General features: G+C 71.0%; 16 protein-coding genes. 8 read left to right on the top strand and 8 right to left on the bottom strand.

Annotated elements, in window-relative coordinates; genetic code table 11:
* Positions 1-15: 15 nt before the first annotated feature.
* Positions 16-588, bottom strand: coding sequence for a TetR family transcriptional regulator (locus tag OG439_RS01060; RefSeq protein ID WP_326947465.1), 573 nt, complete (start codon positions 586-588; stop codon positions 16-18).
* Positions 585-1,292 carry an SDR family oxidoreductase gene (locus tag OG439_RS01055; protein ID WP_326947464.1) on the bottom strand — a complete coding sequence of 236 codons (708 nt, stop codon included), beginning with the start codon at positions 1,290-1,292 and terminating at the stop codon, positions 585-587. The genes OG439_RS01060 and OG439_RS01055 overlap by 4 nt, the downstream gene beginning before the upstream one ends.
* Positions 1,293-1,497: 205 nt before the next feature.
* Between OG439_RS01055 and OG439_RS01050 the strand changes: the two genes are divergently transcribed.
* Positions 1,498-2,064 (top strand): PTS sugar transporter subunit IIA, encoded by a 567-nt coding sequence (locus OG439_RS01050; RefSeq protein WP_326947463.1) that lies wholly within the window; start codon positions 1,498-1,500, stop codon positions 2,062-2,064.
* Between the two features lie 48 nt (positions 2,065-2,112).
* Entirely contained in the window at positions 2,113-3,051 is a 939-nt protein-coding gene (locus OG439_RS01045; RefSeq protein WP_326947462.1) for a TAXI family TRAP transporter solute-binding subunit, read from the top strand.
* Between the two features lie 5 nt (positions 3,052-3,056).
* On the opposite strand, the gene OG439_RS01040 is transcribed toward OG439_RS01045, so the two are convergent.
* Together OG439_RS01040 and OG439_RS01035 are read right to left on the bottom strand one after the other, a co-directional pair.
* On the bottom strand, positions 3,057-4,454 hold the full coding sequence (locus OG439_RS01040; RefSeq protein WP_326947461.1) for a sensor histidine kinase: 1,398 nt from the start codon (positions 4,452-4,454) through the stop codon (positions 3,057-3,059).
* A gap of 3 nt (positions 4,455-4,457) precedes the next feature.
* Positions 4,458-5,135 (bottom strand): response regulator transcription factor, encoded by a 678-nt coding sequence (locus tag OG439_RS01035; protein ID WP_247063026.1) that lies wholly within the window; start codon positions 5,133-5,135, stop codon positions 4,458-4,460.
* A 304-nt stretch (positions 5,136-5,439) separates the two neighbouring features.
* On the opposite strand from OG439_RS01035, the gene OG439_RS01030 reads away from it, so the two are divergent.
* From OG439_RS01030 to OG439_RS01010, 5 genes are all read left to right on the top strand, one after another.
* Positions 5,440-6,168 carry an amino acid ABC transporter ATP-binding protein gene (locus OG439_RS01030; protein WP_247064103.1) on the top strand — a complete coding sequence of 243 codons (729 nt, stop codon included), beginning with the start codon at positions 5,440-5,442 and terminating at the stop codon, positions 6,166-6,168.
* A gap of 67 nt (positions 6,169-6,235) precedes the next feature.
* Positions 6,236-7,090 (top strand): glutamate ABC transporter substrate-binding protein, encoded by an 855-nt coding sequence (locus tag OG439_RS01025; protein WP_326947460.1) that lies wholly within the window; start codon positions 6,236-6,238, stop codon positions 7,088-7,090.
* Between the two features lie 74 nt (positions 7,091-7,164).
* Positions 7,165-7,851, top strand: a complete 687-nt coding sequence (locus OG439_RS01020; RefSeq protein WP_247063020.1) for an amino acid ABC transporter permease — start codon at positions 7,165-7,167, stop codon at positions 7,849-7,851.
* Positions 7,848-8,750, top strand: a complete 903-nt coding sequence (locus tag OG439_RS01015) for an amino acid ABC transporter permease (protein ID WP_326947459.1) — start codon at positions 7,848-7,850, stop codon at positions 8,748-8,750. The genes OG439_RS01020 and OG439_RS01015 overlap by 4 nt, the downstream gene beginning before the upstream one ends.
* A gap of 108 nt (positions 8,751-8,858) precedes the next feature.
* A complete protein-coding gene (locus OG439_RS01010) occupies positions 8,859-9,596 on the top strand; it encodes an SDR family NAD(P)-dependent oxidoreductase (RefSeq protein ID WP_326947458.1) in 738 nt (245 codons plus the stop codon).
* A gap of 67 nt (positions 9,597-9,663) precedes the next feature.
* Here the strand turns inward: OG439_RS01010 and OG439_RS01005 are convergent, their stop codons facing one another.
* A complete protein-coding gene (locus OG439_RS01005) occupies positions 9,664-10,344 on the bottom strand; it encodes a YoaK family protein (protein WP_326947457.1) in 681 nt (226 codons plus the stop codon).
* Positions 10,337-11,278, bottom strand: a complete 942-nt coding sequence (locus tag OG439_RS01000) for a DUF4037 domain-containing protein (RefSeq protein ID WP_326947456.1) — start codon at positions 11,276-11,278, stop codon at positions 10,337-10,339. The genes OG439_RS01005 and OG439_RS01000 overlap by 8 nt, the downstream gene beginning before the upstream one ends.
* Before the next feature lie 171 nt (positions 11,279-11,449).
* Between OG439_RS01000 and OG439_RS00995 the strand changes: the two genes are divergently transcribed.
* The gene (locus OG439_RS00995) at positions 11,450-12,301 is read left to right on the top strand and encodes a helix-turn-helix domain-containing protein (protein ID WP_326947455.1); all 852 of its coding nucleotides are present in this window, start codon (positions 11,450-11,452) and stop codon (positions 12,299-12,301) included.
* Between the two features lie 28 nt (positions 12,302-12,329).
* Here the strand turns inward: OG439_RS00995 and OG439_RS00990 are convergent, their stop codons facing one another.
* Both OG439_RS00990 and OG439_RS00985 read right to left on the bottom strand, forming a co-directional pair.
* Positions 12,330-13,448, bottom strand: coding sequence for an amidohydrolase family protein (locus tag OG439_RS00990; protein WP_326947454.1), 1,119 nt, complete (start codon positions 13,446-13,448; stop codon positions 12,330-12,332).
* Positions 13,445-13,975 (bottom strand): GNAT family N-acetyltransferase, encoded by a 531-nt coding sequence (locus tag OG439_RS00985; protein ID WP_326947453.1) that lies wholly within the window; start codon positions 13,973-13,975, stop codon positions 13,445-13,447. Before OG439_RS00985 ends, OG439_RS00990 begins: the two co-directional genes overlap by 4 nt.
* Between the last annotated feature and the right edge of the window lie 8 nt (positions 13,976-13,983).

Here is a 13,983-nt window from a genome sequence, read left to right as displayed (position 1 = left end):
ACGGTCGCTGCCGCGTCAACGCGGTTCGACCACGCTCCGCACCGCTTCCAGCAACGCCGCCCGGTGCTCCTCCAGCCGATCCGGCTTCGCCGCCGCGGTCAGTGCGGGTGGTGCGCTCAGCCAGCTCTCCGTCATGCGCAGGACGATCGCGAACAGGTCCACCGCCGGGAGGTCCGCGCGGACCCGGCCGTCCTGCTGCGCCGCCGCCACCGCGTCGACGCGGGTGCGGAAGCGGTCGACTTCCGCGGGGGCCGGCTCGATCTGCTCCAGCGTGCGCCACGTGCTGATCCGCCGGGACGCCGCGTTCGCCAGCATGTGGTCGAACCGCGCGGCCGCGAAGGCGCGCAGGTCGCCGTCGGTCATCGGGGCGGCCTCGAAGACCGCCCGGGCCTCCTCCTCCACCACCGCGTCGAACAGCTGGTTCTTGTCGCCGAAGTACACGTAGATGAGCCGCTTGTTGGCGCCCGCGCGCTCGGCGATGCGGTCGATCCGGCCGCCGGCCAGCCCGTGTTCGGCGAACTCCGCCGTCGCCGCCCCGAGCAGCAGGGCCTTCGTGGCCGCGGCGTCGCGAGGACGGACGGTGGTCACCACGCCACCGGGCCCGCGGCGTCGAAGAAGCCGCCCGTCGGACCGTCCGGGCCGGCCTGGGCCAGCCGGACGGCGGCTTCGGCGCCCTGCTCGACGGTCTGCGTGCCGCTGTTGTGGTTGAGGTCGGTCTTCGTGTAGCCGGGGTCCACGGCGTTGATCCGGAAGCCGGGGAGCGCCTTGGCGTACTGCACGGTGACCATGTTCAGCGCGGCCTTGGACGCCGGGTACGAGATCCCCGGGTAGAAGGCCGTGAACGAGTCCGGGTTCGCCAGGTCCGCGGTCCGCGCCAGGCCGCTGCTCACGTTGACCACCACCGGCGCCGCCGACCGCCGCAGCAGCGGCAGGAACGCGCGGGTGACCCGGACGACCCCGAACACGTTGGTGTCGAACAGATCCCGCACCTGGTCGGCGGTCACGTCGGCGGCGCCGATCACGCCGCCGTCGGCCTGCCGGCCCTCGACGCCGGCGTTGTTCACGAGGACATCCAAGCCGCCGTCGGCCTCGATGGTCTTGACCGCCGTCGCCACGGACGCGTCGTCGGTGACGTCCAGCTGCACGAACCGCGCGCCCAGCCGGCCGGCCGCCGCCTGCCCGCGCTCGGCGTCCCGCGCGCCGACGTACACGGTGTGCCCGGCGGCGACGAGCTGACGTGCCGTTTCGTAGCCGATGCCCTTGTTCGCGCCGGTGACCAGCGTTGTCGTCATGCCTGTTGCTCCTCTCCGGTATCTAACTGGATAGTTATAAGCTAGGCTCGCCCGGCACCGTAAGTCAACAACCAGTTACCTCGCTCACCACGCGACAGCCCGACGCGAGCGAACCCGGATTTCCCCAGTCTTCCGCGGAAAAGCTTGACAAAGCACCATTCGCCGCATTCGAAATGCGTTTCACCTTTTCGCAATGGTGTGCACCTTGCACATTTCCCACCTGGCGAAACGCTGTGAGATACCTTACGGAAACATCGCCGAAACATCCTTCCCCGCTTATCGTTTCCCCATCCCGCAGAGAGCGCCGAAGAACGCCGAGGAAAGAACGAAAATGATGAGCACGCGGCAATCCGCACTGACCGTCCACGCCGTACACCTCGACGTGAAAGTGGCCTCACGCTGGGAAGCCGTGGCTCACCTGGGCGCCGAGCTCGAACGGACCGGCGCCGCCCACACCGGGTACGCCGACTCCCTCGTCGCGCGCGAACGCCGCTTTTCCACCTATCTCGGACACGGGATCGCCGTCCCTCACGCACTGCACACACACGACTACCTGCTCACCGGTGAAGGAATTGTGTTCGCCCGCTTCGCCACGCCCATTCCTTGGGACGACGAAGAGGTTTCGATCGCCGTCGCCGTCGCCGCTCCGGCGAGCGCCCAAGTGGAAATCCTCTGCCGGCTGACGGCCACGTTCCTCAACCCCGGGCACCTCGACACGCTCGCCACGTCGGCCGACCCCACGGCGATCGCGCGGATCCTGCAGCACACCTGATCCCGGCTTCGGGCGTGCGCGGGCCACGGCGTCTGGCACGATCAGGCCGTGGCCCGGACCCGGCGGAAACGCGCGCTCGCGATGGCGGCCGCCCTGCTCACGTTCGCCGCGCTGCTGACCGGGTGCTCCTCCGGCTTCGCAGGCCTCCGGCTGCGGATCGCCGCCGGCAACCCGGGCGGCGTCTACGACACGCTCGCGCAGACCCTCGCCACCGCCTGGCAGTCCGGCCTGGACATCGAGCGGCCGCAGGTGCTGCAGACCCAGGGCTCCCCCGACAACGTCGCCAAGGTCCTGTCGGGCGCCGCCGACGTCGGGTTCGTCGCCGCCGACGTCGCGGCCGACACCTACAAGAAGAACCCGGGGCTGCGGACGCTCGCCCGGATCCACGACGACTACCTGCACATCGTCGTGCGCACCGACTCCGCCATCCACTCCGTCACCGACCTGCGTGGCAAGCGGATCGCGATCGGCTTGCCCGCGTCCGGCGTCGAGTACATCGCCAGCCGGCTGCTGCAGGCCGCCGAGCTGAACGGCTCGGTCAGCACAACGACCACACGCGGGCTCGAGGACTCGGTCAAGGCGCTGCTGACCGGCGACGTCGACGCCTTCTTCTGGTCCGGCGGGCTGCCGACGCCGTTGATCGCCGGCCAGAACGACACGAAGTCGCTGCGCCTGCTCGACATCGCCGACCAGATGCCGCGGATGCAGACCCTCAACCAGGTGTACGGGACCGCGTCCATCCCGGCGAGCATGTACAACCAGGACGGCCCGGTCACGACGCTGCTGGTGCCGAACTTCCTGGTGGTGCCGGCCGCGATGTCCGACGACGTCGCCGAGGCACTGGTCCGCGGCCTGTTCGACGCCCGCGCGGAGCTCGCGCGGGCCAACCCGGCGGCGCTCTCGATCGACGTCCACCCGGGCATCGAGACGCAGCCGATCCCGCTGCACCCCGGCGCGCTCCGGTACTACCGCGCGCAGAAGGACTGACGCGCTCAGACCGCCGGGAACGTCATGGTGATCCGCAGGCCGCCGCCCTCGGGCAGGTCGAGGGCCAGCTTGCCGTAGGAGTGCGCGACGATCTCGCTGACGATCGCCAGGCCGAGCCCCGAACCCGGCACGTTCTGGTGCGCGCTGCTGCGCCAGAACCGGTCGAGCGCCCGGTCGAGCTCGTCGGGCCGCAGGCCGGGGCCGTGGTCGCGGACCGCCAGCCGGACCTCGTCGCCCTCGCGGGTGACGCCGATCCGGATCTCGGTGCCGGCGGCGGTGAACTTCAGCGCGTTGTCCAGCAGCGCGTCCAGGATCGTCTCGGCGCCGCGCGGGGGCATCCGTACCCGGACGCCGTCGCCGGAGACGTCCACCACGAGCCGCACGTCGCGCGCTTCGCCGACCACCGACCAGTCCGCGACGCGCTCGGCGACGGCCTCGCCGAGGTCGAGCGGGTCCAGTTCGCCACCGGAGGCCTCGGCGCGGGCCATCGACAGCAGGCCGTCGAGGATCTGGTGCAGCCGGCCGGCGTCGATCCGGGCGGCTTCGAGGTCCGCGGCCGCGGCCTCGTCGTCGACGCGGCCTTCGAGGTTGCCGAGCCGGATCTTGAGCGCGGTGAGCGGGTTGCGCAGCTGGTGCGACGCGTCGGCGACGAACACCCGCTGCGCCTCCAGCGCGCCGGACACGCTCTCGGCCATCCGGTCGAAGGACCGCCCGAGCTGCCGCAGCTCCGGCGGCCCGCCGCCCTCCCCCACCGGCTCGGCCGCCCGCCCGCCGACCACGGACGCGACCAGCGCGCCGGTCGCGTCGTCGAGCCGCTTCACCGGGCGCAGGATCCACCGGACCACCGGGATCGCCACCGCCAGGGCCAGCACGAACGCGAGCACCCCGCCCGCGGCCAGCAGCAGGAACCACCACAGCACGTCGGTGCGGGAGACGGTGGTGTCCGAGACCGTCACCACCGCGCCCCGCACCTCGCCGTCGGCCAGCACGGGTTCGGCCAGCACCAGCGGGTCGGTGTTCCACGGCAGCAGCATCCCGCCGGGCTGCGACCGGCGGCCGGCCAGGGCCTCGTGGACCGGGCCGGTGATCCGCGCGGTCTTGAGGTCGATCCGGGCGGCGCCGGAGCCGAGCGAGGAGCCGACCACGGTGCCGTCCTGGTTGAACACGACCACCTGCACGCCGTACACCTCGGTGTAGCGGCGCAGGTCGGGGTCGATCAGCTGGGGCTTGTTGTCCAGCAGCGGGCGTTGCGCGAGCGAGGCGAACCGCGCGGTGTCGGTCAGCCGGTCGAGGAACAGGTCCTGCTGGGCGCCCGCCGCGATCGTCGCGGCGAGCGGGATGCCGAGGCCGAACACGAGCAACGCCACCAGCGTCAGCACGATGCCCTGCAGCCGGACGCGCACCCGTCAGCTCCGGGCGGCCTGGCCGCCGAGGCGGTAGCCGACCCCGCGCACCGTCTCGATCAGCGCCGGGCGGCCGAGCTTGGTCCGCAGCGTCGCGACGTGGACGTCGAGCGACCGGCTCTCCGCCGGCCCGCGGTGCCCCCACACCTCGGTGAGCACGTGCTCACGCGAGCAGACGTTGCCGCGCGCGCCCGCCACCAGGGCGAGCACCTGGAACTCCTTGCGGGACAACGCGATCGCCTGCCCGTCGACCAGCACCTCGTGCCGGGACAGGTCGACGCTGACGTCGCCGGCCCGGATCACCACCGGCTCGGCGGACCCGCCGTGCTCGCCGCGGCGGCGGCGCACCGCCTCGACCCGGGCCATCAGCTCTTCGACGTCGTAGGGCTTGACGAGGTAGTCGTCGGCGCCCGCGCGCAGGCCCTGGATCCGGTCGTCGACCTCGCCGCGGGCCGAGACCACGATGATCGCGACGTCGCTGACCGCGCGGATCTGGCGGCACAGCGTCACGCCGTCGATGTCCGGCAGGCCGAGGTCGAGCAGGACGACGTCGACCTCGTGCACCCGCTCCAGCACCCCGGCGCCGGACGCGAGCCGGGCGATCGCCAGGCCGCGCCGGGTCAGCGCCGGGATGAGCGCACCCGCGACCCGGTCGTCGTCCTCCACCAGCAGCACCCGCACCCGTCCACCCTCCGCGTGACCGGCTTCACCCCAGCCGGTAGCGAAGAACTCTAGGACGTCGCCGCGGCGACCGCACCGGACACCCGGATGGTGACTCTCCGTGAGTTCGGCTCGACGGAAGTCACGAAGGCATCAATACTCGCCAAAAGGACATCGATACCCACTTGAAACCCTAAGTATTGGTCAAGCGGCCTTGCCAACCCGGAGGGCGGCGGTAGGTTTCCGCCATCGCGTGGTGACCCACACCCACTTGCCGGTACGAAACAGCTCTGGAGGCCAGATGACCGCGGAGGTGGCGGCGCCGATGATCAAGGCGTCCGCCGTGAACAAGTACTTCGGCGACCTGCACGTGCTCAGGGAGATCACGCTCGAGGTGCCTCGCGGCCAGGTCGTGGTGGTGCTGGGCCCCTCGGGGTCCGGCAAGTCGACGCTCTGCCGGGCCATCAACCGGCTCGAGCCCATCAACTCGGGCGAGATCGCCGTCGACGGCACGCCGCTGCCGGCGGAGGGCAAGGCGCTGGCCGCCCTGCGCGCCGACGTCGGCATGGTGTTCCAGTCGTTCAACCTGTTCGCGCACAAGACCATCGTCGAGAACGTGATGCTGGCGCCGACGAAGGTCCGCAAGGCCTCGAAGGACGAAGCCCGCAAGACGGCGATGGAGCTGCTGGAGCGCGTCGGGATCGCCAACCAGGCGGACAAGTACCCGGCGCAGCTCTCGGGTGGCCAGCAGCAGCGCGTCGCCATCGCGCGGGCGCTGGCGATGCGGCCGAAGGTCATGCTGTTCGACGAGCCGACCTCGGCCCTGGACCCGGAGATGGTCCAGGAGGTCCTGGACGTCATGACGGGCCTGGCCAAGGACGGCATGACCATGCTGGTCGTCACCCACGAGATGGGCTTCGCCCGCCGGGCAGCCGATCGGGTGATCTTCATGGCCGACGGCGAAATCGTCGAGGACACGACGCCGGAGGAGTTCTTCACCGCGCCCAAGAGCGAGCGCGCGAAGGACTTCCTCGGCAAGATCCTGACCCACTGACAAACCCCACTGAGCACTTTTCCTCCGGCCATCGCCGGACGAGATTCGGAAGGAAACCTGAGAGACGATGCGGTTGAGTCGAGTTCTGCAGACGGGTGCGGTCGTCATGGCCGCCGGTCTGGCCCTGACGGCCTGCGGCGGCGGGTCCGGCAGCAGCGGCGCGAGCGGCGACAAGAACCTGGTCCAGCGGGCCAAGGACAACAAGAAGCTGACCATCGGCATCAAGTTCGACCAGCCGGGCCTCGGCCTGAAGAAGCCGGACGGCTCCTACGCCGGCTTCGACGTCGACGTCGCGAAGTACATCGCGAAGCAGCTCGGCGTGGAAGAGTCGGGGATCACCTGGAAGGAAGCGCAGTCCGCGCAGCGCGAGGACCTGATCAAGAAGGGTGAGGTCGACTTCATCGTCGCCACCTACTCGATCACCGACAAGCGCAAGAACGACGTCTCCTTCGGCGGCCCGTACTTCATCGCGCACCAGGACCTGCTGGTGCGGACGGACAACACCGACATCACCGGCCCCGACTCGCTGACCGGCAACAAGAAGCTCTGCTCGGTCAAGGGCTCGACCCCGGCCCAGAACGTGAAGACGAAGTACGCCAAGGAGGTGCAGCTGCAGGAGGTGGGCAAGTACACCGACTGCGTGACCTCGCTCCTGAACGGCAGCGTCGACGCGATGACCACCGACGACGTCATCCTCGCCGGCTACGCCGCGCAGCAGCCCGGCAAGCTGAAGCTGGTCGGCAAGGGCTTCACCGACGAGAACTACGGCGTCGGCCTGAAGAAGGACGACGCCGACGGCAAGGCCGCCGTCAACAAGGCGATCCAGGCCATGGAGCAGGACGGGTCCTGGGAGAAGTCCCTGCAGGCCAACGTCGGCCCGTCGGGCTACAAGATCCCGGCCGTGCCGGCGATCGCGCCCTGACCCGCATCCGAAGTTGAACGGTGCGCCGCGAGCCGCGGCGCACCGTTCCCGTTCCGAGGCCAGGTTGGACAACAGTGTTCGATTTCCTCAACAATCCTGACTACAACCTCGTCGACGCGTTCTGGACGACGATCCAGCTGACGTTCTTCTCGGCGATCGGCGCGCTGATCTGGGGCACGATCCTGGTGGGCATGCGGGTCAGCCCGGTGCCGATCATGCGCGGGTTCGCCACGGTGTACGTCAACATCTTCCGGAACACCCCGCTGACGGTGATCATCATCTTCACCTCGCTGGGTCTTTCGTCCACCCTCGGCATCAACCTGGCTGCGTCCGACTCGCCCACCTCGCTGGCCGACAACGCGTTCCGGCTGGCTGTGCTGGGCTTCATCGTCTACACCGCGACCTTCGTGTGCGAATCGCTGCGCTCGGGCATCAACACCGTCCCGGTCGGCCAGGCCGAGGCGGCACGGGCCCTCGGGCTCAACTTCGTGCAGGTGCTGGGCCTGATCGTGCTGCCCCAGGCGTTCCGCGCGGTCATCGCGCCGCTGGCGAACGTCCTGATCGCGCTGCTGAAGAACACCACGGTCGCCTCGGTGATCGGCGTCGCGGAGGCGTCGCTGCTGATGTCGACGATGGTGGAGAACGAGTCCGACTCCCTGTTCTACGTCTTCATCCTGTTCGCACTGGTGTTCGTCGCGCTGGTACTGCCACTCGGCCTGCTGCTCGGCTGGGTCGCCAAGAAAGCCGAGGTCAAGCGATGAGCACGCAGGCCGTTCTCTACGACGCCCCCGGCCCGAAGGCCCGCACCCGCAACTGGCTCTACTCGGTGCTGTTCGTGCTGATCCTGCTGGCCGTGGCGTACTTCGTCTACGACCGCTTCGCCCAGAAGGGCCAGTGGGCGGGCGCCCTCTGGAAGCCGTTCGTCGAAGGGTCCACCTGGACCCAGTTCCTGCTGCCGGGCCTGGTGAAGACCCTCGAAGCGGCCGGGCTGTCGATCGTGATCGCGCTGCCGATCGGCGCCCTGCTGGGCATCGGCCGGCTGTCCGAGCACAAGTGGGTGCGGATCCCGGTCGGCGCCGTGGTCGAGTTCTTCCGGGCCATCCCGGTGCTGCTGCTGATGGTGTTCGGGGCGTCGCTGTACGCCTACTACACCGACATCAGCCCGGACACCCGCCCGCTGTTCGCCGCGGTCACCGGCCTGGTGCTCTACAACGGCTCGGTGATGGCGGAGGTGTTCCGGGCCGGCATCCTGTCGCTGCCGAAGGGGCAGACGGAGGCGTCGTCGGCGCTGGGCCTGCGCAAGACCCAGACGATGGTCAGCGTCCTGCTCCCCCAGGCCGTCACGCTGATGCTCCCGGCGCTGGTCAGCCAGCTGGTGGTCATCCTCAAGGACACGGCGCTGGCCGGCCAGCTGACGATCGGCTACGACGAGCTGATCCGCGGCTCCGGACCGATCACCGGCAACTTCAACAACACGATCCCGACGCTGATCGTCATCGCGCTCATCTTCATCGCGCTCAACCTGCTCCTCTCGTGGTTCGCCTCGTGGCTGGAGCGGAAGCTGTCGCGCCGGAAGAAGGCCCCGCGGGGCGCGAAGCCGCTGGAGGGACCGCCGTCCGTCGTGACGGCGACCGACTTCAACACCGGCCGCTCGCTCTGACGTCGGATCACCGGAAGCGGGCAGGTGCGGAACTCCGCGCCTGCCCGCTTCTTTCGTCCACCCCATCGAGGGTTGTCGTACTCGGGGGTCACCCCTAGCGTCGGACGCATGGGTGTCGCACTGGTGACCGGAAGTTCCCGTGGCCTCGGCCGGGTGATCGCGCGGCGCCTGGCCCGCGACGGGTTCGCGGTGGCGGTGAACGCGCCGCACGACGACCCCGGCCTGGAGACCGCCGCCGAGGACGTCCTCGCCGCGGGCGGCAAGGCCGCCGCGTTCGCCGCAGACGTCACCGACCGGCGTCAGGTCGGCGAGCTGATCGACGCGGTGACGGCGCTGCTGGGCCCGATCGAGGTCCTGGTCCTCAACGCGACCGGCCCGCAGCCGGACGGCCTGGTGTCCGAAGTGGACTGGCCGGATCACCTGGCCGAGCTGGACTTCTTCGTGCGCTCGCCGGTGCTGCTCGGCCACGCGGTGCTGCCCGGGATGCGCTCCCGCGGCCACGGCCGGATCGTGCACATCGATTCGGAGCAGGCGGACAAGGCACCGGTCGGCCGCTCGGCGTACGCGACGGCGAAGGCGGCCCAGGTCGGCCTGGCCCGCGCGTGGGCCCGCGAACTCGCACCGGACGGCATCACGGTCAACACGGTGGCCCCGGGCTTCGTCCCGGTGGAACGGCACGCGAACGTCCCGGAAGCCGAGCGTGAGGCCTACCGCGCCTCGGTCCCGGTGGGCCGCCTGGGCAAGCCGGAGGACGTGGCGGCGGCGGTGAGCTTCTTCGCCTCGAAGGACGCGGGCTTCATCACGGGCCAGCGCCTCCGGGTCGACGGCGGCCGCGCCCTCGGCTGACCGGCCGCGGTCTCGCGGTGCGTGGACCGCGAGCGCACCCGCCTTCGCCGCCCGGCAAGGCGGTTCGTCACCGGTCGGCGGTGGTCCTGTTACGCGGCCGGTCGAGCTGCAGCGCCGTCAGCACCGCGACCACCAGCACCAGGGCCAGCGTCAGCGCCGCCCACATCGCGACGTGCAGCTGCAGCATCCCGCCCGCGAAGGCGCCCGCCAGCATCGCCGCCACGGCGACCACCTTCCGCAGCGGGTGCGCACCTTCGCCGCCCGCGGCCTTGGAGTCCGCCGCGAAGCCCGTCAGCGTCATCGTCAGCACCGTGGTCGTCAGGTCGGGGGCGCCGATGCGGCGGACCGCCGCGTTCTGCAGGCCCATCGCCACGCCCAGCACCACGATCAGCAGCTCGCTGCCCAGCCGCGTGCCGCTGCCCAGCGTCGCCGACAGCACGACCGCCACCGCAACCAGCAGCGCCTGGACCGCGGTCGCCTTCCGCAGCGCGCCGTGGTCCTCCTCGACGCGCGCCAGCCGGCCGCCGGCGAGGGCGCCCGCCAGGAACGCCGCGACCGCCGTCAGCGACGCCACCACCGACAACGTCGTCTCGCCCGCCGCCGCGAACCCGAGGAACACGACGTTGCCGGTCATGTTCGCCACGAACACGCGGCCCAGCCCGAGGAAGCTGACCGCGTCGACCACCCCGGTCACGACGGTCAGCGTCAGCAGCAGCACCGCCAGGTCACGCGGTTTCGTCTCAGCCATCCGGGCAGTCAACCACCCGGCGCGTGAACGCGCGGTCGCCGAGCGCGTCGGTGCTGTCGACGAACTGGTCGATCGCCCCGACGGGTGACGCCGTCCCGGCGTACAGCGCCGCGGCGAACCGCTCGGCGTGGATCACCCGGAACGGCCGGTCGTGGAACGCGCTCGCCCGCGGCTCCAGCGGCTCGGTGAGCCCGAGGGCGTTGTGCGCCTCGGCGACGGTCTCGCCGGCCGTCACGAGGTGCCGTTCGCGCTCCCGCCAGTCCGTCGAGGCGAGGGCCGCGGTCAACGACGGCGTGAGCGCCCCGGCGATCGGCAGCCGCGCGAAGGCGCTGCCGAGCCACTTGCTGTACGGCGGGTACCGGCGCGCCATCAGCAGGCACAGCCGCATCAGGTCCCGCACGAGCCGCGCCGCGACGACGGCCGAGCCCAGCTCGTCCCCGACCTCCCCGCACCGCCCGGCGAACGGCTCCTCCTGCTCGATCCGCCGCCACTGGCACGCGAGGACGTACCGCCAGACGTCGTCCGGGTACCAGGCGACGTTGCGCCGCAGCACTTCCAGCCCGAGATCGTCGTGGAACACCGCGCCGCCGGTGAACTCCGCGAAGACCTGCGTCGGGGTGGCGAGCCAGTCACGCCGCTGCGGCCGGCGCGGGTCGAAGCCGAGCACGCCGCGCGGCCAGTCGTCGAGCGTCGCGACGATCAGCTTCGCCGGGTGACCGAGGAACGTCTCCGGCACCCGGACCTCGCGGACGCGCGGCAGGAACAGCTGGACGCGCGCGGTCCAGTCGTGGTCGGCCGAGCGTTCCGTGTCGAAGCCGAGGACCTCGGAACCGGGGCCGAGCAACGCGGCGGTGTGCTGCTCCCCGGCGAGCAGCGGACGCACTACGCCGCCGTAGAAGCGGCGCGCGAGTTCGATTCCGGAAATGAACGTCATACGGCCATTTTGGCTTACTAACGTGCGAAGCGCGCTTCATTATGCGAAGCTGCTTCGCAGCGCTTCGCGGGCTAAACCCGTTGTCACACAGGCAGAACACCCCACATCCCTTCCGGTGAATCCTCGCGCGGCACGCGGCATTTTGTCGGTGGTTGCCTTTAGCGTGCGAGCATGACCGAAAAGAGCACGGTGCGCACACGGGAGATGGGCATCGAGTTGAAGACCCAGCGCGAAGCGAAGCAGATGTCGCTGCGCGAGCTGGCCCGGCGCGCGGACTGGTCTGCGTCGAAGGTGTCCGGCTGGGAGAACGGCCGCCGCATCTCCCCGATCGACGCGGCGATCTACCTGGCCAACTGCGGAACCAAGGCCCCGGAACGGAACAGGTTGCTGGAACTGACAAAACCCCCGAGCGACCTCTACTGGGTGCGGCCGTACTTCAGCGCGCTCGTCGATCCCGCGAAGTCCCTCATCGTCCAGGAGAACCTGGCGACCCGGGTGATCTCGAACAGCCCGACGGCCCTGCCCGGCATGCTCCAGACCGAGGACTACGTCCGCACCCTCTACGAGATGTCCGGCCGGTACACCACGGACCGGCTCCAGCTCCTGATCCAGGCGAGAATGGACCGGCAACGGCTGCTGCAGCGGACGAACCCGCCGGACTGCCTGTACTTCGTCTACGAACACACCCTGCGCTCGATCGTGCGCGATCCGGCGCTGATGCACGAACAGCTGCAGTCCCTCGTGCTCGCCACCAACCTGCCCCACTGCACCATCCGCGTCGTGCCCGCCTCGGCGCCGCCCTACCACCTGGTCGGCAGCCGGTTCACGATCATGGAGTTCGCCGAACACCCCGCCGTGGCCTACGAGGAAACCTTCGCCGCGGGGCTGTTCGTCGACGACCGGGTCGCGGTCGAGGCCTTCTACGTCCTGCGCACCCGCCTGGAGCAAGTGGCGTTGTCCGAACGGGACTCGCGCGATTTCCTGATCCGCCTGACCGAGGAGTTCGAACTCATGACGGACTGAACGCACCCCCGCCCACGCCCCCTCCCCGTCATTCCCTTGTGCTGACGGCCTTTCCGTCGTGCCAGACCGCCCGGACCCGACCCGGCAGGTCGGTCACGTCGAGGTCAGTGCCGTCGAGCAGCACCAGGTCGGCCCGCAGGCCCGGCTCGACGCGGCCGCGGTCGTCGTCGAGGCGCAACAGCCTCGCCGCTTCGCTGGTGGCCGCCTTCAGGGCCGCCGCGTCGCCGAGGACCGCGGCCAGCAACCGCAGCTCGGTCGTCAAGTCGACATGGGGGCGTGGGGCGAGGTCCGAGCCCGCGGCGATCCGGACACCCGCCTCGGCGGCGAGGCGCACCGACCGCCGGTGGTCCGCGGCGAACTCGCTGTCGTCGATCGGCGCCAGCGTCGGCACGAACCAGGCGTTCCCCAGCGCCGCAACGGCTTCGTCGTCCAGGAAGGTGCCGTGCTCGACGCTCCGCACCCCCGCGCGGGCCGCCGAGACCACGGCGGCGGACGTGTGCGCGTGGGCCATGGCGTCCCGCCCGCACCGGCGGGCCTCGTCGACCAGCGCGACGAGCTCCTCGTCGGTCGGGCGGACGTCCACGCCCGCGCGGACCGCCCGCATCGCCCCGCTCGCCCCCACCTTGATCCAGTCCGCCCCGGCGCGCACCATCCGGCGGACTGCCGCGCGCGCCGCGTCCGGCCCGTCGAACAGCGGGTCCGGCAGCGACGGGTCACCGAAGCGGTCGACGGCGCCGGCGGGCGGCTCCCAGCTGTCCCCGAGGCCGCCGGTCGGGCCGAGCTGGCGCAGGCTGACCAGCAGGTCCGGCCCGGTGATCCAGCCTTCGCGCAAGGCGTGCCTGAGGCCGGCGTCGGCACCCCAGGCGTCGCGGACGGTGGTGATCCCGCACGCGAGCAGCTTCCGCAGCACCGGCACGGCTTCGAGCACCCGGGCGCTGCGCGGCAACGGCTCCGGCCGTGGGAACGCGACGTGCGCGTGGCAGTCGATGAGCCCGGGGATCAGCAGGCCACCCGCGCAGTCGACGCGCCCGGCACCGTCGAGCCCGGGGCCGACCTCGGTGATCCGGTCGCCGTCGAGCCGGACGTCCGCGCGGGTCGTCTCGCCGGTCTCGGGGTCGAGCACCCGCGCGCCGGCGAGCAGCGTCACGCCAGTTCCTTGCGGTAAATGAGAAAGTCGCACGGCGTGGCCAGCGACGGCGCGAGGTGCGGGTAGTCCTCGGCGAGGTCGGCGCGGTGGGTCACGCGGTAACCGAGCCGGTCGTACCACTCGGCGAGGAACTGCTTCGACGGGTGCGTCCACTCGCGCGGCACGAGCAGCTCCAGCTGCATCTCCCGGCAGCCCGCGTCCCGGCTCGCCTGCTCTGCGAACCGCACCAGCTCCCGGCCGACGCCGGCGCCCCGCCGGGCCGGATCGGCGGCGAGCATCCCGAACTCGCCGGTGTGGTCGTCGAGCCGCCGGAGTCGCACCGAACCGGCGAGGTCGCCCTCGACCCGCGCGACGGCGATCTCCCCGGCGCGCACGAACCCGGCCACCTCGCCGGCGGACGTCCGGTCGGTGCTCCCCCGCCACAGCCCCTTCTCGGACTCGGCGTAGAGCTGGTTGACCAGCGCGGTGATCCGGTCGATCAGCGGCCGGTCCTCCGCCGCGGCCGGCGGCAGCAGTGCGATCTCCATGGCCTCAG

Source organism: Amycolatopsis sp. NBC_01307 (assembly GCF_035975215.1).
Lineage (GTDB): Bacteria > Actinomycetota > Actinomycetes > Mycobacteriales > Pseudonocardiaceae > Amycolatopsis.
Note: the sequence above shows the minus strand (reverse complement) of the source record. Positions and strands in the feature narration are given on the sequence as shown.

Coding starts and splice junctions, on each gene's coding strand:
- OG439_RS01055 (WP_326947464.1), bottom strand. CDS start 1,292: ATGACGACAACGCTGGTCACCGGCGCGAACAAGGGCATCGGCTACGAA.
- OG439_RS01030 (WP_247064103.1), top strand. CDS start 5,440: ATGATCAAGGCGTCCGCCGTGAACAAGTACTTCGGCGACCTGCACGTG.
- OG439_RS01025 (WP_326947460.1), top strand. CDS start 6,236: ATGCGGTTGAGTCGAGTTCTGCAGACGGGTGCGGTCGTCATGGCCGCC.
- OG439_RS01015 (WP_326947459.1), top strand. CDS start 7,848: ATGAGCACGCAGGCCGTTCTCTACGACGCCCCCGGCCCGAAGGCCCGC.
- OG439_RS01010 (WP_326947458.1), top strand. CDS start 8,859: ATGGGTGTCGCACTGGTGACCGGAAGTTCCCGTGGCCTCGGCCGGGTG.
- OG439_RS01005 (WP_326947457.1), bottom strand. CDS start 10,344: ATGGCTGAGACGAAACCGCGTGACCTGGCGGTGCTGCTGCTGACGCTG.
- OG439_RS01000 (WP_326947456.1), bottom strand. CDS start 11,278: ATGACGTTCATTTCCGGAATCGAACTCGCGCGCCGCTTCTACGGCGGC.
- OG439_RS00995 (WP_326947455.1), top strand. CDS start 11,450: ATGACCGAAAAGAGCACGGTGCGCACACGGGAGATGGGCATCGAGTTG.
- OG439_RS00985 (WP_326947453.1), bottom strand. CDS start 13,975: ATGGAGATCGCACTGCTGCCGCCGGCCGCGGCGGAGGACCGGCCGCTG.